This is a genomic window from Croceivirga lutea (assembly GCF_014235875.1).
Taxonomy (GTDB): Bacteria; Bacteroidota; Bacteroidia; order Flavobacteriales; family Flavobacteriaceae; genus Croceivirga; species Croceivirga lutea.
This window is the reverse complement of record NZ_JACJUK010000001.1, coordinates 395,287-418,742: the sequence shown is the minus strand read 5'-3', so window position 1 is coordinate 418,742 and position 23,456 is coordinate 395,287. Positions and strand designations below refer to the sequence as shown.

Annotated in this window: 21 protein-coding genes; 6 read left to right on the top strand and 15 right to left on the bottom strand. The window is 35.0% G+C overall.

Annotated elements, in window-relative coordinates:
* Nucleotides 1-44: 44 nt before the first annotated feature.
* The 7 genes from H5V42_RS01915 to H5V42_RS01890 all read right to left on the bottom strand — a co-directional run bounded on the left by H5V42_RS01915 (nucleotide 45) and on the right by H5V42_RS01890 (nucleotide 10,267).
* On the bottom strand, nucleotides 45-458 hold the full coding sequence (locus tag H5V42_RS01915; RefSeq protein ID WP_079738441.1) for a Fur family transcriptional regulator: 414 nt from the start codon (nucleotides 456-458) through the stop codon (nucleotides 45-47).
* Between the two features lie 2 nt (nucleotides 459-460).
* A complete protein-coding gene (locus H5V42_RS01910; protein WP_185781423.1) occupies nucleotides 461-2,647 on the bottom strand; it encodes a TonB-dependent receptor in 2,187 nt (728 codons plus the stop codon).
* Between the two features lie 49 nt (nucleotides 2,648-2,696).
* On the bottom strand, nucleotides 2,697-3,014 hold the full coding sequence (locus H5V42_RS01905; protein ID WP_185781422.1) for a DUF6660 family protein: 318 nt from the start codon (nucleotides 3,012-3,014) through the stop codon (nucleotides 2,697-2,699).
* A gap of 741 nt (nucleotides 3,015-3,755) precedes the next feature.
* Nucleotides 3,756-3,881: a hypothetical protein gene (locus H5V42_RS15280; protein WP_262889901.1), complete on the bottom strand. Its 126-nt coding sequence runs from the start codon at nucleotides 3,879-3,881 to the stop codon at nucleotides 3,756-3,758.
* A gap of 213 nt (nucleotides 3,882-4,094) precedes the next feature.
* Nucleotides 4,095-7,643: an SIR2 family protein gene (locus H5V42_RS01900; protein ID WP_185781421.1), complete on the bottom strand. Its 3,549-nt coding sequence runs from the start codon at nucleotides 7,641-7,643 to the stop codon at nucleotides 4,095-4,097.
* Nucleotides 7,644-8,182: 539 nt separating this feature from the next.
* Nucleotides 8,183-9,484 (bottom strand): aspartate aminotransferase family protein, encoded by a 1,302-nt coding sequence (locus tag H5V42_RS01895; RefSeq protein WP_185781420.1) that lies wholly within the window; start codon nucleotides 9,482-9,484, stop codon nucleotides 8,183-8,185.
* Nucleotides 9,485-9,541: 57 nt separating this feature from the next.
* Entirely contained in the window at nucleotides 9,542-10,267 is a 726-nt protein-coding gene (locus H5V42_RS01890; protein WP_185781419.1) for an AraC family transcriptional regulator, read from the bottom strand.
* 296 nt (nucleotides 10,268-10,563) lie between these two features.
* On the opposite strand from H5V42_RS01890, the gene folE reads away from it, so the two are divergent.
* Nucleotides 10,564-11,268, top strand: a complete 705-nt coding sequence (gene folE, locus H5V42_RS01885; protein ID WP_185781418.1) for a GTP cyclohydrolase I FolE — start codon at nucleotides 10,564-10,566, stop codon at nucleotides 11,266-11,268.
* A gap of 105 nt (nucleotides 11,269-11,373) precedes the next feature.
* Here the strand turns inward: folE and H5V42_RS01880 are convergent, their stop codons facing one another.
* The 3 genes from H5V42_RS01880 to H5V42_RS01870 all read right to left on the bottom strand — a co-directional run bounded on the left by H5V42_RS01880 (nucleotide 11,374) and on the right by H5V42_RS01870 (nucleotide 13,326).
* Nucleotides 11,374-11,832 carry a cold-shock protein gene (locus H5V42_RS01880; RefSeq protein WP_185781417.1) on the bottom strand — a complete coding sequence of 153 codons (459 nt, stop codon included), beginning with the start codon at nucleotides 11,830-11,832 and terminating at the stop codon, nucleotides 11,374-11,376.
* Nucleotides 11,833-11,930: 98 nt separating this feature from the next.
* Nucleotides 11,931-12,122: a cold-shock protein gene (locus tag H5V42_RS01875; RefSeq protein WP_185781416.1), complete on the bottom strand. Its 192-nt coding sequence runs from the start codon at nucleotides 12,120-12,122 to the stop codon at nucleotides 11,931-11,933.
* 151 nt (nucleotides 12,123-12,273) lie between these two features.
* On the bottom strand, nucleotides 12,274-13,326 hold the full coding sequence (locus H5V42_RS01870; protein WP_185781415.1) for a leishmanolysin-related zinc metalloendopeptidase: 1,053 nt from the start codon (nucleotides 13,324-13,326) through the stop codon (nucleotides 12,274-12,276).
* A 193-nt stretch (nucleotides 13,327-13,519) separates the two neighbouring features.
* On the opposite strand from H5V42_RS01870, the gene H5V42_RS01865 reads away from it, so the two are divergent.
* On the top strand, nucleotides 13,520-14,422 hold the full coding sequence (locus H5V42_RS01865) for an EamA family transporter (RefSeq protein ID WP_185781414.1): 903 nt from the start codon (nucleotides 13,520-13,522) through the stop codon (nucleotides 14,420-14,422).
* Between the two features lie 4 nt (nucleotides 14,423-14,426).
* Here the strand turns inward: H5V42_RS01865 and H5V42_RS01860 are convergent, their stop codons facing one another.
* The 3 genes from H5V42_RS01860 to H5V42_RS01850 all read right to left on the bottom strand — a co-directional run bounded on the left by H5V42_RS01860 (nucleotide 14,427) and on the right by H5V42_RS01850 (nucleotide 19,353).
* Nucleotides 14,427-16,031, bottom strand: a complete 1,605-nt coding sequence (locus tag H5V42_RS01860) for a hypothetical protein (RefSeq protein WP_185781413.1) — start codon at nucleotides 16,029-16,031, stop codon at nucleotides 14,427-14,429.
* Nucleotides 16,032-16,111: 80 nt separating this feature from the next.
* Nucleotides 16,112-18,604, bottom strand: coding sequence for an ABC transporter permease (locus H5V42_RS01855; protein WP_185781760.1), 2,493 nt, complete (start codon nucleotides 18,602-18,604; stop codon nucleotides 16,112-16,114).
* 53 nt (nucleotides 18,605-18,657) lie between these two features.
* The gene (locus tag H5V42_RS01850; RefSeq protein WP_185781412.1) at nucleotides 18,658-19,353 is read right to left on the bottom strand and encodes an ABC transporter ATP-binding protein; all 696 of its coding nucleotides are present in this window, start codon (nucleotides 19,351-19,353) and stop codon (nucleotides 18,658-18,660) included.
* Between the two features lie 21 nt (nucleotides 19,354-19,374).
* Between H5V42_RS01850 and H5V42_RS01845 the strand changes: the two genes are divergently transcribed.
* Nucleotides 19,375-20,112, top strand: coding sequence for an arylesterase (locus H5V42_RS01845; RefSeq protein ID WP_185781411.1), 738 nt, complete (start codon nucleotides 19,375-19,377; stop codon nucleotides 20,110-20,112).
* On the opposite strand, the gene H5V42_RS01840 is transcribed toward H5V42_RS01845, so the two are convergent.
* Nucleotides 20,109-20,651, bottom strand: coding sequence for a helix-turn-helix domain-containing protein (locus H5V42_RS01840; RefSeq protein WP_185781410.1), 543 nt, complete (start codon nucleotides 20,649-20,651; stop codon nucleotides 20,109-20,111). The genes H5V42_RS01845 and H5V42_RS01840 overlap by 4 nt on opposite strands.
* An 83-nt stretch (nucleotides 20,652-20,734) precedes the next feature.
* On the opposite strand from H5V42_RS01840, the gene H5V42_RS01835 reads away from it, so the two are divergent.
* The 3 genes from H5V42_RS01835 to hpf all read left to right on the top strand — a co-directional run bounded on the left by H5V42_RS01835 (nucleotide 20,735) and on the right by hpf (nucleotide 22,931).
* On the top strand, nucleotides 20,735-21,025 hold the full coding sequence (locus H5V42_RS01835; protein WP_313792121.1) for a helix-turn-helix domain-containing protein: 291 nt from the start codon (nucleotides 20,735-20,737) through the stop codon (nucleotides 21,023-21,025).
* 139 nt (nucleotides 21,026-21,164) lie between these two features.
* On the top strand, nucleotides 21,165-22,493 hold the full coding sequence (locus H5V42_RS01830) for an MFS transporter (protein WP_241731807.1): 1,329 nt from the start codon (nucleotides 21,165-21,167) through the stop codon (nucleotides 22,491-22,493).
* A 135-nt stretch (nucleotides 22,494-22,628) separates the two neighbouring features.
* Complete coding sequence (gene hpf, locus H5V42_RS01825; protein ID WP_185781408.1) at nucleotides 22,629-22,931, top strand: ribosome hibernation-promoting factor, HPF/YfiA family; 303 nt, start codon at nucleotides 22,629-22,631, stop codon at nucleotides 22,929-22,931.
* A gap of 3 nt (nucleotides 22,932-22,934) precedes the next feature.
* Here hpf and H5V42_RS01820 read toward each other — a convergent pair whose 3' ends face one another.
* Nucleotides 22,935-23,252 (bottom strand): hypothetical protein, encoded by a 318-nt coding sequence (locus tag H5V42_RS01820; RefSeq protein ID WP_185781407.1) that lies wholly within the window; start codon nucleotides 23,250-23,252, stop codon nucleotides 22,935-22,937.
* Nucleotides 23,253-23,456 lie beyond the last annotated feature (204 nt).

Below are 23,456 nucleotides of genomic sequence, written 5' to 3'. Positions count from 1 at the left end.
TGGATAAATGTACTTTAATAGTAAGTGCAATGGAAGTGCAATTATTAGCCACTACACTTATCGCAAATACCTTTTACCACCAAATTTACATTCTCTGACACAAAACCATCAGGTACTTTAATTTGCGGTATTTTATGTTCTGTTAGGCAAATGGTTTCATTGCAATTGTTACAATGGAAATGTAAGTGTAAATCGGTTTTTATATCACAATTACATCCCTTTTCGCATAACGCATATTTTGTTATCCCTGTGCCATCGTCTATTTGATGCACAATATCCTTTTCTTCAAAAGTTTTAATAGTTCTGTACAAGGTAGTTCTATCTGCTTTTTCAAAAGCATTTTCAATATCACTCAATGTTACCGCTATCTCTTTTTCTGCAAGAAACTTATAAATTAACATACGCATTGCTGTAACACGAATATTTTTTGACTCTAATACTTGTTCTATTGTTTCCATATTTAATCGTGGTCTTCGTTTCCAAATGGTTTAATAATAAGACCTACACTAAATATAAAACCATCTGTTGGCGCATATATTTCTGGGAAAACAGGATTTTCGTGAGGTGGTAAAACCAAAGGTGAAAACCTGCTTTGTCTTCTATCTGTAAAATTCTCAAAATTCACAAATACACTTCCTAATTTAAAGTTACGCATCACCAATAAACCCATAGTTACAAAGTCTGTAGTCTCTGTTCCGTTAGATAAAAACTGTTTGCCTGTATAAAAGGTTTCATAACCAATACGCCATTTTTCAGATTCGTACATTAAAACACTACCTGCGTTATGTTTTGCGGTTAATGGCTTCTGTGGATTGCCAGGTAAATAATTTAATTTGGTATCAATTAGTGCATAGTTTAAAAACCATCTAAAGTCTTTGTATGTAAATTTTATATTGGTTTCTGCTCCTTTACTGAATATTTCATCTGGTGCATTTTCAAACTGAAATAAACCGTTATCTGTTGAATTTAAAAGCAATCCATCATTTATTGCAGTCACATAGAATAATTGGTTTATGGAAAAACCAATTTCATCCGATAATCGTGTTTGATAGTTTACATCGAAATTAACACCATAAGAACGTTCTGCATCTACTGTAGATTTATCTATAGCAAGCACATTTTCAAAATTGATATATTCTGCTTCTTCTGTAAAAATATCTGGAATCTTATATCCTAAACCTCCACCAATTCTACTTGAAAATCCACTATTGTTTTTATAAAGTAATGAAATTCTTGGAAGTGGGAAGAAACCGAAATCCGTATTATAATCTGCTCTTAATCCTGTTTCTAATATCCAATTATCTGATAAGTCATAAATATTATTTGCAAATGCGCCAAAGGTTACATCTTTTTGGTCTCTCTGTAATGGTGCGTTATCATTTTCATCAAAATTTGAGGTATAAAGATTAGCTCCAACTATCCAATCCGTTTTTTCTGATGCTGTATTATATGTGATTTCAGTAAACGTATTTGTTTGTTTGCCATCAAAATTAAAATCTGGAACGGTTAAATTCCTATCGAAAAAAGAGACACTATTTTTAAACTCTAATGAACTGACAGCATCTAATTGTGTTTGATATACCAATTGACTGCTTAATCGTTTTGAATTGTTTTCTTCTGTATATTGATGAATACCATCCTCACCACTTTCAATTTTGGTCATATCTCCACCAATTCTATCATCGTACGTTCCGTTTAATCCAAACCAAAGTGTTGTTTTATCTGATGGATAATAAAATAATTTTGGATTGAATGAAATTGATGTTGTTTTTGGTAGGTTACTAAAGCCATCATCTTCTGGGTCGTATGCTTTTTGATAATGACCAGAACCATAAAGTGATATACCGAATTTTTCATTTCGTTTGCTATAAAATACATTGGCTGTACTTCCTAACGCTTGGGTTTGAGTTAGCATAATATCTAATGCAGGTTCTTCATATGGTGTTTTAGATACCATATTTACTAATCCTGCAATAGCACCGCCACCATAAAGTGTTGACGAACTTCCTTTAATAATTTCAAATTGTTGTAAGTCTAAAGGTGGGATTTGTAAAATACTTAACCCACTTGAGAAACCACCATATAATGGAAATCCATCTCTTAAAAGCTGTGTATACCTACCATCTAAACCTTGAATACGAATATTGGTACTCCCACTACTTAATGATGTTTGTTGCATTTGTATTCCTGTGCTTTCTCGAAGCACCATAGAAATATTAGTAGGATTCATTATTGCTTTCTCCCCTAGTTCCTCGACGCCAATAAACTCAATACGTGTTGGTATCTTTTTTACAGTCCTTGTACTACGTGTAGATTGAAGTACCACTTCATCTAATACGTTAGCATCTACTTTAAGTTTAAAAATATAATCCGCATCACTAGGTACTTGAATTGTTGTTTCTAATGTTTGAAAGCCTAAAAATGAAATTACTGTTGAATGTTGACCGTTAGGTATTTCGGTAAATTCTGCTATACCATCAAAATTGGTAATAGCTCCTTTTTCTAATGTTTCAAAGTAAACTGTAGCACCTATTAAGGGTTCGTTTTCATCCTCTGAATAGACGGTTATTTGAATATCTGATTTTTGTGCCTGTAGCGATAGGCATAGCAAAAACATGAGCTTTACGCTCAAAATGTGTTTGTTCATTGAATATGATTGTAATTAACTAAAAAAGTGATTTAAAAATCTAGAAGTCTTAGCTAATTACTTGGGGCGGTTGCCAAATGTTGGAATGAAAATCAAATCTATAAATTGACTGATAGATAGCTATTGATTGTGTAGAAATGCTGGTGTAAAAATTGAGTTCAAATGTGGGTAAAGGTTCATAGGCTATCGACATACCACAACAATTACAAATACAAGTTATAGGACAAGAATCATCATTATCTTCTTGATGATTATGGTCTATGCTCAGCTCTTGCTGTTGTTGGTCATCAAAATTTTGACCATCAGAACATGGCTTCGCGGTCAAAGTGAGCATTGTAAAAGCTAGGATGATGCTTAAAAATTTCATTGGTACAAAGATATTAAATTCTAGATGCAATGGCTGTGCAAAGGCATATTGACCATTCCATACACATTACCACTTCGCTCCTGTCGTCGCTTCGGGCAAAGAGTACTCCATTACCTTTTAAGAAGAAAATTTTAAGGAAGAAAAAAATCAATAAAAATGGTAACAACTTTCGCTTTTAACCAAAGCTCAAGTTACATAACGCGGAACATTATAGTACATTTTGTAATTAATTCCTGAATAGCGCATTTCCGCGCTATTTGCACAAAATTCAGTTATAGTAAAGCTTGCCTGTAGTATAACGTCCAGAATTATGTCAAGGAAATTACGGTATTAATAGCATGAATTATCTGAAAACAAGAATTTAGTTTGCCACCGCTTCATCTCGCCACCAAATAAAATCAGCCGCTGGCTAATCATTGTTCTTGCGTATGTCAAAAGGAATTTATGATTCTAATATTTTAAAATATTTCTATAATTTCCCGTGCTACCAAAATTCTCGTATTCGAGGAAATGTATGCAAGATTTTTTTCTACAACATTCTTGTCAGCTTGCCGCAACAGCTAACGGCAGTATTTTGGAAGGTCTAGTAGACCTTTCAAAATATGAGCGAGATGAAGCGCTGGCAAAGCGAGCAAAATTCTTAGCCCTTGCTAACCTCTAGTCATGTTTGAAGTTTTTCTTTAGGTGTTTCTAACATTATGTAAAATAGGATTTCAACATGGTAACCAATAAGCGTTTCTTTTATCTTTTTTTCTTGATACGGCAAAGTATACTTTGAGCGAGATGATGCGGCTGCGAAACAAAAAAATGCCAACGCTCCAACCCGCCACCAAAAGCAATCAGCCACTGGCTAATTTCTTTTGTCACGTAGATAATTTTGGAAACAATCACGGTTTAGTCGCTATATTTTAGGATCCATTGTAACTCTTAAGACCTAGAATATTAAGAAATTTACTTATTACAAAAAGTGCCTTCCTCTCTCTCGTGCCTCGTTCGTCGGAGGCAATAAAAATATGGCCGCTCCTCTCCCCTATTGTTTTACCAAAATTCTCTTAGGCCGTCTTTCGCGGATTCAAATTGTCACTTCCTTTTCTTTCCTTTTTGTTTTTGTTTAAATTCCTTTACATAGTTTTCAATCTCGTCTTTTTTTAACTGAGGTAATTTCTGGAATATTTCATTTTCATCATACTTTAAAGAGCTGTCTTCAAACTTTAGGAATTTATGTTTGAGATAATAAAAACTAAATTTGGTTGATTGTTTTAAACCTATTTCTAAATATTTAGTGAAATCCTTTGTTTTACCCGCCATTTTCAAAAAACTACAATACTGAAATATGGCTTCTACATAGTAATATCTAATATGTTGTAAATGGTTTAAAGCATTTAAAAAGTGCTTATTTTTTAAATCAATATCCGTTTCTTTTATAGCTTTAATTAAATATACCATACCTTGAGTATAAGGATTTGTAACTACGAACGACGATGTATCAATTTCGATTTTCGGATTTAGTTTTAATCTGGTATAAGTAGTTTGAATTAATTCCAATGTTTCCTTTTTATATAACCTCTTTAGATAATTAACTAAATCATCTTCAGAAAGACAATCGTTTGCAAGCATTATTTCATAATTTCCAAAATCTGGGTCGGATTCATATTCAATTAATTCTAACGCGATTTTTTTGAAACCAACGCGATATATTTCATTAATTATATTAGGCTGTAAATATTTCCTTTTTATATAATCCTCGACCAAAAATAAAGAATCTCCTTCACAGGTGTTTATAGACATTGCCTTCCCATAAATCATTTTTTCAACTTTATCTTCTAGGTCTAAAAGTTGAATTTCTTGTTTTGTAATTAAACCTTTTACCTCGTTTGAAACACCGCTAAATCTTTTGCACCAAAAAAGAAGATGAAGCTTTATTAGTTTTATCAGCTTTACTCCATTTTCATTTTCACTAAAAAGGTGCTCAATTTTATTAAGTTTAATTGTGAACTCTGTATGTTGATTTATATTTCTAAAAAAATTCGCAAGACAATCGATATAATCTAGCTTTTCCTCATCTTTCTTATTGATAAACTCCATATAATCAATACATCTTAGATAGTTATTTATATTATCATCTTGCGCTTGTAAAGAATCTGAAATTTTCAAATAATTTTGTAGAAAATCTATGAAGAAGTAGTTATACTCAAAACATAAAGTGTAAAAACTTCGTTTAACCACTTTGTCTTTTAGATTAAATTGATGATTGGAAAATCTATTTACTATTGATTGAAGTTTAAGAAAACCACTGCTATTTTCTAGTAAGGATTTGTCATTTAATGATTTTATTTCCTTGTCCGTAATTTTTATTGGAGAAGTCTTATTTTGTTTGGCAAACTTTTTAAGGTTCTCTACATGAATTCCATCAGGAAATAATGAAAGTAATTCAAAAGATAATTTTTCTTGGGGGTTTAACTTGTCGTACGAGTACTTTATAGAATAGTATAAGGACTTTGATTTTTCAATGTTAATATCTTCTGGTTTTTCAAAAATTCTATCTAAGTTCTCATTGCTAAATATATTCTCTTTCAACTCATCACATAATATTCGCATACTTTTAGAATGAGGAACTCCTTTTGATACTATCTTAATTGCAAGTGGGTTATTATTCAATAATTCTTCTACAATGTCATACCTTAGAATTCTTTGTTCTTCTTCATCTAATTTACCTTTATAATATGTCGTGAAAAGTTCTAAACCTTCTTCGGTAGTAAGTCTTCTAAGTTCATAGAGTTCTTCAAATTCCAAGTCTAACAATTGTCTACTTGTGGTTACCACCAGGCAATAATCACATACAACTGATACAATTTCAAGCATCTCTAAGCTCTCCGGCAGGCTAAGTAAAGTTTCAAAATTGTCAAGTATTATAATCGTATTTTTCTCTTTCCCTAATGCGTGCAATTGGGAGATTAAATCAGAACTGGAATCTAAACCTAGACAATTTGAAATTTGATACTTTAGGTTTTCCAAAGATGATATCGACTGACAGGATATGTATTCAATTGAGTTGAATAACTCCCTTTTCGCTAACTCTATAGCTGCTTTTATTATTATTGTGGTTTTACCTATTCCACCAGAGCCTTTAATTGTGAGTATTTTATCCTCAAATTCTAAATCAATAACTTTTCTTATAATATTTTCTACATCAGTTTTTCTGCCAATAAAATGTGATAGTAATTTTTTGTCTATATATCGAGAAAGACTATGCTCCGCGCTTACATTGGTTACTTTACCTTTGACAAGGGATAGTACTTCAAATTGTGCATCATTGAAAATTTGATTTGAGTCTTTATAAAAATCCTCTCTCCCTCGGCTTATCTTATAAAGCAAAGAATCTATACGTTTTTTTTGTTTTGAGGAATTCTCTTCGATTAGATAAGAACAGGGTATTCTACCCGTCGAACTTTCTTTAAAATTTGGCAACTTATTTGTAAAAACGAAGACCCCAGATATATTTTCCGATATATTATCCATTAAATCCTCATGAGATATCTGTCTGGAGCACAAATACTCATCCTCGATAACTAAACTCCCTTTGATAGTTTGGGTAAATAGAAAAAGGTATCCATTTTCGACATTGCGCAGTTTGTCCATGTTTAAAATGGATTGTTGAAACAGAGCCTGATAATTACCGATAGATTTAAAACTTATCTCTGGCTTAAAATCAAAATTTTTATCTATTGGATCTGCAAATAGGAGAGTTGTTTTGGTTTCTGATGCCTTATTTGTAGAATCTACATCATTCAACTCCACTTGTGTTTTAGAAATATCTCCTGATTCAACTTTGCTATCAGTAATAACTTTTAAGGCCTTAATAGTCTCCAAAACATGGGCGTAACTTTCTAATACAATGGGCTCTATAAAAGGAAGACTAAAATCCTCTTGAGTGGTAATCAAATAATGCTTATCCATCATACCACCAGTTAATTCATTCATTTTACTAAAAACTTCCTTAACGTAGGGGTCGGATAGACTGAAGCCAATAAAAAGTATTGTTCTATCAAGAATCAAACTTCTCAATCTAGTTAAAAATAAATTTTCCTGATTTTCTTTATAAAGTTTATTATAGTCCGATTGAAACAAAATACACTTATCAGGATTATCAATATCACCATGAATTTTAAATATGTAATTGCTCTTTTTTGATAAATTGGTCATTCCATGGATGCTCTCATATCCTATTTTGTGAACCTTATCTCCTAGTGCATGTTCAAAAGCGTGATCATAATTGGTTGTTATTATTTTAGGGCATAGTTCAAAAAGCTCATTTTGTAATGACAAATCTTCATTGGAAGCAATTCTTAGATTTTTTTCTAAATAATCAAAAGAATTCTTTCTATATCCTTGTTTTTCAATTTGAGTCAAAACGTCAATTGCTTCCATTGCACCTGTTTCCAGAACCCCTTTAAATGCATTTAACTTTTTATCTCCAGTACTTGTAACTATTGAGTCGATAATCTGAATTACAAGTTCATTCCAAGAAGGGAATTTTAAATTATGTGATGTTCCACTACCGGCAAAAACAATTAATTTATTGCCCGCAATAGCTTCCAAGAGGTGTTGTGGAAATTTTTGGCTACTCATTCTATTTGTAAGAATTTTAGTGATAATAGTATAACAACCAAATATAGTTAAGAATTATCTTATTAAAACCCATTCCGCACACATTGCCCTCCCTCCTACCGTCGGTCAGTTAATAAGTACTCCATTACCTTTTGAAAAGAGAATTTTTAGAAAGAAAAAAATCAATGAAGATGGTAACAACTTTCGCTTTTAATCAAAGCTCAAGTTACATAACGCAGAACATTATAGTACATTTGTAGTGATTTCAGTAATAGCGTGTCTAACGCTATTTGCACATAATTCAGTTATAGTAAAGCTTGCCTGTGTTATAACGTCCAGAATTATGTCAAGGAAATTACGGTATTAATGGCATGAATAATCTGAAAACAAGAATTTAGTTTGCCACCGCTTCATCTCGACACCAAATAAAATCAGCCACTAGCTAAACTTACTTTTCACGGGTTATGTATAATAGTAGCTGGAATTTTAGTAATGAAGTTTTTATAAATTTTTCAGAGAATTCTAATCAGCTTGACGCAACAGAAAATTTCACTTAAAAACTATGAGCAACACTCCGCTATGGCCTGATTCAAAATAGCAATTCCGCTATCCATTTCGGCATAACTTATGGTTAGTGGCGGCGCAATACGAAAAACGCTGCCATAGCCTTTCATACGCACAATATTCATATTTAAACCGAGCTCAAAACAACGACTGCAAATTTGTTGGCCTAAAGCATCATCGGGTGCTTTGGTTTCGCGGTCTTTTACAATTTCTACCCCTAACAACAAGCCTTTGCCACGTACGTCTCCAATACATTGGTGTTCGTTTTGCAATTGCAACAATTGTGACTTTAAATAGGCTCCTTTTTCTTTGGCGGCTTCGGCCAACTGCTCTTGGTATAAAATTTCAAAGGCTGCTACACCAAACGAGGCGGTAAAGGGGTCTGATACATGAGAGGTTACATAGACAAACCCGCTACGATAACAGGCTTCTTCAATGGCTTCTGAGGTAACGGTAGCTGCTAACGGTAGACCGCCACCAAGGGTTTTACTGAGCGTTAAAAAATCGGGCACCACATCATAAGCTTCAAAGGCAAAAGAGGTTCCTAGTCGCCCCAAAGCGGTTTGGGCTTCGTCAAAAATGAGGAGTAAACCACGTTCTTCACACAGCTCTTTAAGGCGTTTTACATAATGGGGTGGTAACACTAACATTCCCGCTGCACTTAACAAGGGTTCTGCAATTAGTGCCGCATACTCCCCTACTGATTGTTGGTCGGCCATTTGCATGCCTACCTCTAAACAACTGTTATCACAACTGCCCTTACAATGTTGTATAGGGCACCGGTATTCGTAGGGTGCAGGTATCATAATATTACCCGGCATGGCCGGACCGTAGCCTTTTCGGGTTTTGGAATAGGTGTACGACTGTGCTCCTGCGGTCATCCCATGCCAAGAGCCCGAAAAACCAATAACTTCATGGCCACCCGTAACCAGTTTAGCCATACGTATAGCGGCTTCGTTAGACTCTGAACCGGTATTTAAAAAGAGACATTTTGACAAACTTTTGGGTAATTCCTGGGTAAGCCGCTCGGCTAATGCTAGTACTGGTGGGGATAAAATAGCGCTTAATAAGTGTATGGCTTTACTACCCGCATTTTCTAAGATTTCAACAAACTTGGGGTGATTGTGCCCAAAAACCGAACACATTTGCCCTGAGGTAAAGTCTAAAATTGCCTTGCCGTCTTTATCGTAGATATAACTGCCCTTGGCTTTCTCTGCAATAAAGGGTACAAATTCTCCACAGTAACGAATTAAGTTTTTTTGTACGTCTACTAGTTCTTCGGCTTTAGAGGTGTCCATAGTTGTTTCTTTCTCCGAAGAACCGATTTTAAACCGTCTAAAAATTGTAAAATCCTATCATTTTTTAACAATAGCGGCGTAACGTTTGGGTAGCATACCCACATTTATTTTAAAGTATTTGGTAAAATGACTTTGGTCAAAAAAACCGGTATCGTAAGCAATATTGGTAAGGGAGTCGCTTTCTTTAATTAATTCTTTTGCCTTTTCTATTCTTAGGTTGAGTAAATACCGTGTAGGCGAAATACCCATGGTATTTTTAAATATACGCTGAAAACTACTTTCGCTTAAATGGGTTAAATCTGATAACGCTTCTACCGCTATTTTACGTTGAAAATTTTGATGTAAATGCGTTAATGCCACTTTTACTTTGTTGAAAGTAGGATGGTTGGATTCTTGCTGACCTCTTAAAAACGACTGAAAAGCTAAAGGAATGGGTACAGACTGGTGATTGTGAGATTGTATAGCTTCAAACCATTGCTGAAATTGCAGTACTATTGTTGGCTGGTTTTTTAGGATATGAATGCCTTGTTTTTCCTTCGCATCGCAAAAAACAAACAGATTAGGAACCCGAATTACTTGGTAATGAAAATAGTCTTCAATTAAGGTTTGATGAGCGATGTATGGCGGTATTACGACAATATCACCTTTAGTTAAGGTATACAGGCGTTGTTGGTGTATAAATTGTGCCCCGCCCGATAAAATATAAGAAAAGGTATACCTATCCGGATGCAAATGCATCGGAAAAAAGTGGGGTTGCTTGTAATGTATAGTAGCACATTCCATATGTATACTATCGTCTTTTAAAAATACAGCTATCTAAATGTAAATGTGGTATTGTATTCGATTTTATCATACCAAACGAAAGCTACTTACCATTACTGCTTATAGATGCGTACACCTAAACAAAATTTATATAATCTTTTACTACTGATATTCAGTTTGTTACGGTAATATCCTTAGGTGAAATCATTATTTTGTTTAATTATTAACAAATATTATTAAACAAAACCTGTATCTTTCGAATATAAAATTAATTGAACTGGGAATTCGGAAGGGAGTTCCACTGGAATTAAAAAACTATGAAAGAAAAAGAATTAGTACTTGAAAGCTTAGTTAACGGTAACGGAATATTGAATGGTCACAATCATGATGAAATTGGTGATGACCACATGTACACAGGTGTTGAAACACCTATGAAAGAAGGTGCCTTTAACATAAGTGATTTAGAGAAGAAAGAACGTATAGCCGATTTATTTGCCCAAATTATGGATGTCATGGGTTTAGACCTTGCTGATGATTCTCTACAGGGTACCCCAATGCGTGTGGCTAAAATGTATATTGATGAGATTTTCTCTGGCTTAGACCCGCTTAACAAACCTAAAGTGGCGTTATTTGAAAACAAATACCAGTACAATCAAATGTTAGTGGAAAAGGATATTACCTTTTATTCTAACTGCGAACATCATTTTGTGCCTATTATTGGAAAAGCCCATGTGGCTTACATTTCTTCTGGTAAGGTAATTGGGTTATCAAAATTGAACCGTATAGTGCAATATTTTGCCAAACGCCCGCAGGTGCAAGAACGATTAACCAATCAAATTGCCTTAGAATTACAATCTATTTTAGAAACAGAAGATGTTGCCGTAATTATTGATGCTAAACACCTTTGTGTTTCCTCTAGAGGAATAAAAGATGATACGTCAGCTACGGTAACTTCGTTTTACGGGGGTAAATTTAATTCGCCTGAAAAAATACAAGAGCTTTACAATTATATAAATAACTAAACTGTTGGCGGTACGCCGCAGTTGATGCAATTCAGACATGCATAAAAAAGCACCTACTATTTTTAGTAGGTGCTTTTACGTTATACAGGTTTATAAAACCAATTATTATTTATCAAGGTTTACACGAACGGCGTTCATACCGCGCTGCCCTTTTTCCAATTCAAAAGAAACCTTATCGTTCTCGCTTACTTCGTCATTAAGACCAGAAACATGTACAAAATGTTTCTCGTTGGTTTCAGTATCGATGATAAACCCAAAACCTTTGGAGTGGTCAAAATAGGATACTTTTCCTTTTCTGATTGGGTCAAATTTATCTTCGTCTGTTTCTTCTTTTTGTGGAATACCCAACACAATATCTTCCGCATCAACTTTTACCTTATCTGCCGGGTCTGGTGGAGTATCTGTAAGATTACCAAATTGGTCTACGTACGCAAAAGGAATTCCGCCATCGCTTTCTTTAGCCTCAGCTCTGCGTGCCTCTTTTTTCTTTTGCTTTTCTTCGCGCTTCTTTAATTTCTTCTTTTCTTTTTCTCTTTTACTAAATGTTTGTTGTGATTTTGCCATATATGGATTTAGGCCGATAAGGTACGGCTTTACTAGATTTAAAACAAAAAAGCCTATCCGTTTTCGGATAGGCTTTTAAAAAAATTGATACTATATACTTAGATAACTCTTACGTTCACTGCATTCAATCCTTTTTTTCCTTGCTCAAGTTCGAACTCAACTTCATCACCTTCGCGAATCTCGTCGATTAAACCTGTAACATGTACAAAGTGCTCTTTACTTGCACCTTCTTCTGTAATAAAACCAAAACCTTTGGTGTCGTTGAAGAACTTAACTGTTCCTTTACTCATTATAAAATATTAAAAAATTTAAAGTGCAAATATGGGGCTAATTATTGAGTAATTGGCTAAATATTTGATTTTATTTTAGTTAAGATAGGTAATTGACCAAAAAAAAAGCCCAGAATCGCTATTCTGGGCTTTTATATTTAAAAAAGTGTTATTATTTCTTCTTGCTAGTCACAAAACCGATTGGACCAAGAATCTCTTCCATTTTAGCAATATGAATACCTTGCATATCTTCTGGACCTTCTGTACTTAAGGTTTCAGCATCAACACCCGGAGTTCCTTTAGGTAAATCATAAGACTCACCTACACTTGCTGCGCCGTAGCCTAAATCTTTCATAGAACCTGCAGTAATTCTACTTAACGGGTTTTCACCAAGGTTAAGGAAACCTGTCATTAATTCGTTATTTAAAGTAGCTTCATCCCAGTGACCAAACGCGGTTCCAGGACCAAAATCTGCTTCGATAGGTAATTCACCTGTACCACCTTCTGCATTCCAGAATACATTAGCCTTACGTCCTGTAAAATAAGGAGTGTCTGGTAAACCAGCCATTAAGGTTCTTGGGAAACCAAAGTCAGCTACATTCCAAAGCGTACCTATACCTAAAACGTGTCCCATTTCATGTACAATTACTTCTTCAAACAAATCTAACTCTTCTAAAAAGTCTAAATCGTCTACATCAAAAAACATAACCCCAGATAAGGTTAAGAAATCATCTGTGCGCACAAATCTTGGACCTGCTTGACCTAAAATACTACCTGGCCCATCTATAGGTGCTAAGGCAACTTCGATTACAATATCATCTAAGGTGCCATCTACAGCATCTGGAAAGCCTTCGAAGGCAGATGGAATACTCCCAGTAAAAGATGGTACATCTTTAATAATTATACGTTCCCAACGAGCAGCAGCAGCTTCAAAAACAGCTTGTTGTCTTTCTGTTGGCGGTAAAACGTATTTAAGTGTAATATTGAACCGTCCGCGGTCTACGCCAGGTGCCTCAGTGGTTTTTAATTCAGCCGTAGTTAAATCTTCAATAATAATTGGCTCAGTAGGATTAGCTTTTAGTTGTACCATCATACCTTGAGAAGCTGAAGGAGTCTCTAGGGTTTCTGATTGAATGGTGTCTTCAGAACAAGAAGATAAACCAAATACTAAAGCTAAACACCCAAGTGAAATTAACTTGGTGTAATTCGTGATAGTGTTCTTCATTAATTTGAGTTTTTAGTTAAAATTTTGTTTAAAATAACACAATACTAACAATATGTCAATAATTATTTAACAAAATCGATGAATAACCATTAAAAAATTCAGTTGCTAAACTGTTCGTATGTAGCTCCTTGTATAGAGCATTTTATTCACGGTAGTTTTTGGCTAAAACAATACTCTTATCTTCGCGCGCATTATGTGGATGTACTTGGGCTTATTAGCAGCACTTTTTTTAGGATTACACAACCTATGTAAAAAGCATGCCGTTCGTAATAATGAAGTGTACGGCGTGTTATTGGGCACTATTACTGCTGGGTTTTTGGTATTACTTCCGCTCTATTTGGGTTCGCGTTGGTTTCCCTCCTATTTTAAGGAAGCTAATTTATTTGTGTATCAAATTTCATTACAGACCCATTTGTTAATCGTGATAAAGGCGCTCATCATGGCTACATCTTGGGTATTGGCTTATCAGGCGCTAAAACATTTGCCCATTACTATTGTTACCCCCATACGCTCAGCCGGACCGTTTTTTACTTTTTTAGGTGCCATGCTTATCTATCAAGAACGCCCAAATCCTTACCAATGGATAGGATTTTTTATTATTATTCTTTCGGTTTTTTTGTATTCCCAAATTGGTAAGAAAGAAGGCATTATTTTTAAAAGCAACAAATGGATTTACGCTATCATCGCTGCAACTTTCTTAGGGGCAAGCAGTGGTTTATATGATAAGTATTTGGTACAAACAGTAAATCTGAACCCACCTACCCTACAGTTTTGGTTTTGCACCTATACCATGCTAATTGTAGGCCTAATAGTTCTAATTAAATACCGAAGCACTTTGGGTGAAAAGCTACAATTTGATTGGCGTTGGAGCATACCTTTGGTAGGTGTGTTGTTGCAATTTGCCGATTACTTTTATTTTAAAGCTTTACAAGACCCAGAAGCGTTAATAATGTTGCTTTCTGCCATAAAAAGAAGTCAGTTACTCATAGCCGTGCTTCTTGGTGGTGTCTTATTTAAAGAGCAGAACAAACGAAAAAAGTTGGTTCCACTCTTTGGAATTCTATTGGGTGTTTTCTTGATTTTGTATAGCGGATAGTAGCCTATTTTCCACCTAATAATTCTGCCTTTTGGCGTGCTTGCTGAGCTGCTTCTGTTTGGCCAACTACTTCTAACATATGCGCAAACTTAGACCAGACTTCTGCATGTTCTGGATAGCTTTCGGTAAGCAATTGGTAAATGAGTAAAGCCCCTTCATGCTGGCCTTGAAACTCTAAATTTTCAGCGGCTTTCATAAATTGCACATCAAAAGGTATAGCAGCATATAAAGGGTCGCTTAGAATGCGAGCAGCATCTGTACGCAGTTGGTCTACTTTACCCTGCATAAACAATTGGGTAAAATGTTCCATTGGGTCAGTTACTATATCACTCATATCTTGAGTTAAAATAAATTCTAGCACCGGGTCTTGATTATTTTGGTATTCCTCAAAAGTGGGTTCAATTCCGATTATAGGAAAAGTAGCATCTGCATTCTCCCACTGCGGTAGGTCTTGCCACCAAGCAAAAGATAAATACATATTTATTTTAGAGTTGGGCAAGGTTACCTTCTTATTGTCTCCGTAAAAATTCTTGTTTTCTGCCGTAGGTTCCCCTACCATTATCGCATTGGTATAATTTTCAATTTCATTGGTAAGATTCTGGCAGGCAGAAAAGGTTTGTCGACCAATAATAAAAAAGAATTTACCTTCTATATTTAATTCGGGACGGGCTAAAATTCCTTGTATTAACCCTTTATTATTATAGTTGTTTCCACCTCCATTTAAACGTACATCATAAATGAATTTTGAGATTTCATTAGTATCAGCAAAGGCAAATAAACGTTGGTAGAATTCTGCAATAGTTTCGGTTTCATGGTCAAATACCGAACTCTGACGCACATACAAAGTTTTAGAATCTGGTAAATACTCAAAATTAAAATAGGTGTCATTTAATTTTTGAAGGTATAATGGGGTGTCAGCTGTACTTCTTGCGCTTATCCAAGTTTCATTTGGTTTAGTTAGGTTGTAATCTCTTGATAAATCTTCATACGCTATTTGCGGTAAGGCATAGGTGAAGGTGTTACCCTCTTTTTCAACGGTTATTTCTACAGTGGTCCCCAGTTCTGGAATAACACCTTGTGCATGTAATACGGCAGGTACACCTAAAAAACGTATGCCATAAGCTTTAAAATAACTGTCATTTTCAACTGGTACTACGGGGCGAATCATAGCGAGGGCTTCTTCAACCGAAAATGCACCTACGCTCAACACTTTTGCTCCATTTATTTTTTCATGTGCCTTGGTGGTTCCTTCAACATAAACTCCATCTTTAAAGTGATATAAATTCACAGGAAGCACACCGTATTTGGCTAAAGTGCTAAACGGTACTTGAGTATGACCGTATTTAAACATTGCTACCATTTTTGAAAAACCCACTTTAATCTCATGGGATTCTAAGTTGGGTATAGCATTTCGAAATTCAGCAGCAGCGGCATCCCACTCTTCAGCAGTTACTTTTTTAAATAGAAAGGGAAAATTAGAATGAACTTCTTCTTTTAAAAAATCTACATCTGCTTGCCATTGCGTTGTGGTTAACCCTTCTTGGGCTACCCCAAATACGGTAAACGCTAAGAGCATTACTGCGCATAGCATTGTTTTAATTGTATTCATTTTTTGTGTTTTTTTGATTGATTACGCTATTAGTTAGGTATACCTACAATTTGTTACATAGCAACTTAACAATTTTTTAGTTACCCTACACCTCGTAATACTTCTAAAGGGGCGCTTTTAAGTACAGGTCTAATATTACTTAATCCAATAGCTACGATTAATAAAACCAATGCAGGAAGAAACACTAAAAACGGAATTATAGAAGGAACGAAGGCTTCTTCAAACAGATAATACGCTAAAAACACGCTGCCTACAAGAGCTAAAACTAAACCTACTAGAGAACCCAAAACTCCTAAAAACAAGTATTCTAACACAGCTATTTTAATAATATGATGGTTTTTAGCACCAATAGTTCGTAACAAAACCGATTCTCGAATACGTTGATATTTTGAAGTTCGTACAGAACCAATAAGCACTATTATTCCCGTCAAAATACTAAAGAACGCCATAAAATTAATTACCCAAGAAACCTTATCTAAGATGTCTTCGATAATGGTGTACACTTGCCGTAAATCAATAATTGAAACATTTGGGAATTGCTCTACCAAGTCGCGCTGCAAATATGCAGAACGTTTTTCATCGGGCACGTAAGAGGTTAGCACATTAAATTGTGGCGCATCTTCTAAAACACCTTTGGGGAAAACAATAGAGAAGTTAAGCTGTAAACGTGTCCAATCTACTTGCCGAATACTCGCTACCACAGTTTTCATAAGTACGCCTTGTACATTAAATACAAGGTTATCGCCAATAGCTACCTGCGCATCGTAAGCAATATTATCTGAGATGGAAATTGGAATAGGTTCTCCGCTTCTATGTTGGGCTACCCACTCCCCTTGTTGCAATTGTTCTGAAGCAATTAAACTATCTCTGTAGGTTGTTCTAAACTCGTGATTTAGAATCCAGCCGCGAACACTACTTGTAGTATCTTTTTTAATATCATTAATTGTTACGCCTTTAATACTGTGCATTCGCATAGTGACTAAAGGAATGTTATTAATTACCTCTAAATCATTTTTCTCAAATGTTTGTACTACGGAATCTAACTGTGCTGTTTGAATATCTAATGCAACTATATTAGGATTTTGAGCTGTGTCTTCAATACTGGTTTTAGCCAATAGAATATCCTTTGTAAAATAGAGTGTTGCAATTAAGAAAGTTCCCAATCCAATAGCCACCAACAGCACTAGTGTTTGATTGTTAGGTCGAAATAAATTTAATAAGGGTTGGCGTATAGTGTACGACGCTTTTTTAGGGTAAAATCGTTTTACTAATCGCATGGTTAACAACGCAATTACAGCTAATATGGCGAAAGTGATTATTACACCTCCAACAAAAGCCAAAGCATACCAACCATCTTTAAGCAACCAGAAAGAAAAGGCATACAAAAAACCTAGAATAAATACCGCTAAAATCCATCTTGCCTTACGCGATTTAAACGTAGTTTCGGTTGTAATTCGAAGTACCTCTAAAGGAGAAACATACCATGTTCGTAACAAGGGTAGTAAAGCGAATAATACACTCATTAAAACCCCGAGGAGTACACCTAAAATTAAGGGCTGGGGTATCACTTCTACTTCCACCTCAAATGGTAAAAGCGATTTTAAGATGTATGGAAAAAGCTCTTGAATAAGCACACCTAAAGTGGTGCCAAGAATTCCGCCCAATAAACCAATTCCGGCAATTTGTATTAAAAAAATAAGAAAACTCTGTTTTCTAGTGGCACCCATACATTTTAGAACCGCTACCGATGGTAGTTTTTCTTTAATGTAAATATTTACAGAGCTCGCAATGCCAACACAACCTAATAACAGGGCTATGAACGCAACTAGATTTAGAAATTTACCTACATTATCATAGCGTCTACCTAAACGACTACTGGTACTGGTGTGCGTATCTATATCTGCATTCTCTAAATCGAGTTTGGGGTCTATAACGGAATTTAAAGCTTCTAAATCTACTACCGCATCTTTATAGAAATATTGATATTCTTTACGACTACCAAATTGTAACAGCTCAGTTGCGGTTATATACTGATACGGCAGTATCACCGGAGGTGCTACAGAGGTGGAGATAGCAGTGGTTCCTGGTATTGCTTTTAGCGCTCCTTGAATAGGTAGTGTTATTTCACCCACCTTAATAGAATCACCGGGCACTACATTATATTGAAGCATTAAAGTAGCGTCGACTAACGCACCACCTTCGGCTTGATACCTAGTTCCTGCGTTTTTAGGTTCTGATTCTATTTCACCATAGAATGGAAAATCACCCTGAATTCCACGAATACGTACTAATCGGGTTCCACCATTTTTAGGAAAAGCAATCATAGAGACAAAATTGACCTCCATAGCATCTGGACCTAAGGAATCTATAATTTGCTGTGCACGTTCTGTAGGCTCTTGGTCCGTATCAATCAAATAATCTGCGCCCATTAGGGCTTTTGATTGCACTTGTATATTATTTTTTAAATTCTCACTAAACAATTGAATTGAGACTACAGCTGCAATACCCAGTACAATAGATGCCATAAATAGTAGTAAGCGTATCTTACTAGCTTTGGCATCTCGCCAAGCCATTTTAAAAAGCCAAGCGGTATTTGTTTTGTTTTTAGATTGTATAGTTGTTGTACTCAAATTGAAGTTGCTGGTTCGTTAGTTACTATTTGCCCGCCTTTTAGACGAAGAATTTGCTGGGTTCTGCGAGCCAAATCTAGGTCATGTGTAATTATCACTAATGTGGTTCCAGCCTCTTTATTTAGCTCGAAAAGCAATTGTATTACTTTTTCTCCTGTTTCTTCATCAAGATTCCCTGTAGGCTCATCTGCAAATAAAATGGAAGGCGTATTCGAAAATGCTCTAGCTAAGGCTACCCGCTGTTGTTCACCACCCGATAATTGCGACGGATAGTGGTCTAAACGATTACCCAACCCTACTTTTTCTAATAATTCTTTGGCCTTATTGGCCGCATTTTTATCGTCCTGTAAGTCGAGAGGAACACTAACATTTTCAAGAGCTGTAAGTGTGGGAAGTAATTGAAAATTTTGAAAAATAAATCCCACCTCTTTGTTTCGGAGTTGAGCACGCTCATCTTCATTTAAAGCAAATAATTGATGCCCGCACAATTCTACCGTTCCTGCATTGGCGGTATCTAAACCAGCACATAAGCCTAGTAAAGTGGTTTTACCACTGCCCGAAGGGCCAACAATAGCAAAAGTTTGCCCTTTATCGACATCAAAAGAAACATCATTTAAAACAGTTAATTCTTTAGCTCCGCTAGTATAGGTTTTTCGTAGCCCGCTTATCTTTAATATCTTTGAGTTGCTCATCTAAAATTCACTTTCGCTCTAATGGCTAAAACTAAACAATCGTTTATAGATTCACTACTCCGAAGGAATCAAAACTTCTTAAAGTTCTGTTATTTAATGTTTTTTTTAATGCTTGTTTCTTGTAAAAATGAAACAACGCAAAAAAAGAAAACAGAAGCCAACGTTGAATCTATTGCGGAAACCAACACAATTACTGAAGATAAAAAAGTGATTTTATTTTTTGGAGATAGTTTAACCGCTGGCTATGGGTTGGAAGATGAAAACGATGCGTTCCCGGGAGTGATTCAATCTAAAATTGATTCTCTTGGTTGGAATTACCAGGTAGTGAATTCTGGTGTAAGCGGAGAAACCACCTCTGGAGGCCGAAGCCGAATTAATTGGATTTTAAAACAAGAGATTGCTGCTTTTGTTTTGGAATTGGGTGCAAACGACGGATTACGAGGCATACCTTTAACCGAAACCAAAGAAAATTTACAGGCCATTATTGATGCAGTTCGAGTCAAAAACCCTAATATTCCTATTGTGCTCACCGGTATGCAATTGCCTCCGAATATGGGAAAAGCATATACAACACAGTTTCGTCAGCTATTTATAGATTTGGCCGAGCAAAATAAAATAATTCTAGTTCCATTTCTATTAAAAGATGTAGGTGGTATAGCAGAATTGAATCAAGAAGATGGTATACACCCAACAGTTGAAGGGCATCAAATTCTAGCTAAGAATGTGTGGCCTTATGTAAAGCAGGTGATAGCACCTTAATTTTTATTGCTTCTAGAAATTTTACTGGGTAAGTAACCATAATACTTTTTAAAAGCGACTGTAAAATGTTGGGGGTTTTTGTAACCTACTTGATGTGATATTTGAGCAATTGATTTCTCTGACTCTCGCAATAAAACTAATGCTTTTTGCATGCGTAAACTTGTAAGATGTTTAAAAACCGTAGTTTGAAAAGTACTTTTAAAGTCGGTTTTCAATTTTGTTGTGTTGATTCCTGCGAACATAGCTAACTCTGAAATAGTTACACTTCTGTGAAGATTATAGGTTAAATAATCATGCACTTTATACATAAGGTTAGTAGTCTTTGGTATAGTGTTTACCTGATTAATCTTATTTGAAATAGTTTTCAATTGTGATGTAAAGATTTCATTTAAAAACTCAATTAGAATAGTTTCATAAAATGATTTTTTAAAGCCTTCAGGATAGGTATTCATTTTTAACTTAGAAAGTTGAGTCGTATGTACTGTAGTAAGTTTCACATTAGGTGACCATAAAGCGGATAAATGTCGTGTTGTTTCCATAAATTCAATTTGTTTCAATACTACAGGATTTCTTTCTGCTAAAACTTTTAACAACTTGGAGTCTATAGTAAAGCCTACTTAGAATAGAAAACTTAGCTGAAATTTTTAACATGTCGACCACTTATGTAAGCGAATTCTTCCGTAAGCAAATGAAAATGTCTTTACGCGAGTATATGATAAAAGCAAAGCTTAAACTTGTAGAAATACGTTTACTTAATAGCGATTATACGTTTACTCAAATAGCAGATGAGTTAGGTTTTACAGATGTAAGTCACCTCTCTAAAACCTTTAAACGTTATTCGGGAACCTCATTGAAAGAATTTAAAACCAACGGTGAATACCAATTGTTGAAACGAAGTGCTTGCTCTGCTTAAACTTTAATTTTTTAAAGCATAAAATAAATGATTCATGGTCCAAGCCGGACCAATTTTCAAAACTGTAAATTCATTAAAAAAAGATGGTTTCTAACCTTCATTATTGTGCCCTAAAATTAAAGGATACCTAACCATTTAATTGTACCAGACCAAAATGACTAAAAACGGTAAACTAGAACAACTCTATGACTATCTAAATACTATTGAAGATGCCAGAGCATGTAAAGGAATTAGTGAAGAAGAATGCAAAGAAGCGCCTGGCAATTATTTTATAATCCTTTTAAGTAATACGCTTACAAAGCTTGGAGATACCCTCAGCAATCCTAAAACTGTGCTAACGTGGGTTATGAGCTATATTAACGCTCCTGTTTATCTTATCAGCTTTATAGTACCCATAAGAGAATCTGGGTCTATGCTACCTCAAATAATTATTGCTAGTTATGTGCGAACACTGGAGAGACGAAAATGGGTATTTGTAATTGGCTGTATTTTACAAGGTTTAAGTATTGCTGGTATAGGTGCAGTAACCTTGTTTTTAAAAGGAACTATTGCAGGTTGGGCAATAATTGCATTACTTATCTTATTTAGTCTTTCTAGGGGGTTGTGTTCTGTGGCCTCAAAAGATGTTTTAGGCAAAACCATACCCAAAAAGAAAAGAGGAAAGCTAAAAGGCTATACCGTTTCTGCATCAGGGGTTTTGGTGCTTATTGCTGGGTTATATATTATGTGTCAATCTAAAAATGGGGCTGATGTAACCTTCTACGCTACCACCCTATTTTTTGCTGCTTCACTTTGGGTAATTGCTGCATTGCTGTACAGTAGAGTTATAGAATACAAAGGCGCTACAGAAGGTGGTAAAAACGCATGGAAAGAGGCTATTGACCGCATGAGTTTGGTAAAATCAGATAAAAACTTCAGAAACTTTATAATTGCTAGGTCACTTTTGTTATGTTCAGCATTAACCGCACCTTTTTATGTTTTATTGGCACAGAATCAATTAGGTAAAGAAAGTTATTTATTAGGGTTATTCATCTTAGCAAATGGTCTGGCTTCAATTATAAGCGCACCAATTTGGGGACGTATGGCCGATAAAAACAGTAAAAATGTTATGAGTATTTCAGCCCTTTTAGCCGCCGGCTTGGGTGTTCTAATGTTTGTTTTTATCACCTATATTCCATTCTTGAGAAATTCTTTTTGGCTTTATCCGGTTGCTTTCTTTTTGTTAGGTATTGCGCATAGTGGAGTTCGATTAGGAAGAAAAACGTATATCGTTGATATGGCTGAAGGAAATCAAAGAACCGACTATGTATCTGTAAGCAATACCATTATTGGTGCAATACTTCTAATTACAGGTGGCATTAGTGCATTAGTGGCTCTAATTTCAACAGAAGGAGTGATTCTTGTACTTTCCCTTTTTGGTATTTACGGCGCCTACCGTAGTTTTCAATTACCAAATGTGGAAGCGTAATTGTAAAATTAAAAATGCTTGTTAAATAGTACTTTTCTTCATATTTATTTTTAGAAGGATTTATGATAAAAGTCAAACTCTAGGAGCAAAACAAGTAATATCTTTAATTTACTAATAGCAAATGTATTTACAACTATGGAAATAAACTTTGAATATCACGATGTACACTCTAGCCAACGTCTAGAATCTTACGCAACAGAAAAATTAAAAGGATTAAGCAACCGCTATCAATTTATGGTAGACTCGGATGTTTACTTCAAAAAAGAAAATTCGTCTGACCCTGAAAAAGGAAAAGTTGCAGGTATACGTATTAATGTACCAAATGATAGGTTGTTCGCTGAAGCCAATGCCAAGGAATTTCAACATTCCATTAATGAAGCGCTAAAAGCATTAGAGCATCAATTGGCAAAATATAAATCTAAGTTGAAGAATTACTAAGGGTTAAGCCAATTTAACCAAGTATTCAGCGAGTCGTTGCTCAACTTGCTTGAAACGCAGCAATAAGCCTTCTATTTCAGTTTTAAATGATTCGCTGATTACTTGTTTCTTTTTCAAATTATTAATTGATTTAACTTGGTCTTCACTCAATAACGTTAAATCTGTTTTAATTCGCTGAAATAATTGGAAACATTCGTAATCTTTAGGCTCAAAACGGTAAGACCTTAGTTTAAGCAACATTCGAGAAACTGATTTATGGTCGCGTTCTACACGTACCTTTAGCGTTTCAATGGCTGTAAAATTTTCAGTAGTTGTTGTCACGATTATGGGATTTTTTTAGCTATCCCACAAAATTAAAAATATAACGTCAGAAAAAACTGATAAATATCAGGTTCTCATAACCTTAACAGAGAGATAACTTTAGTTTTGTTTGTTGTTAACGATTGCCGCAATATCGATGAGCAATCATTAGTAAACTATAACACAAATTTTATAAGGATATTGTATAAAAAAACCGAAAAACTC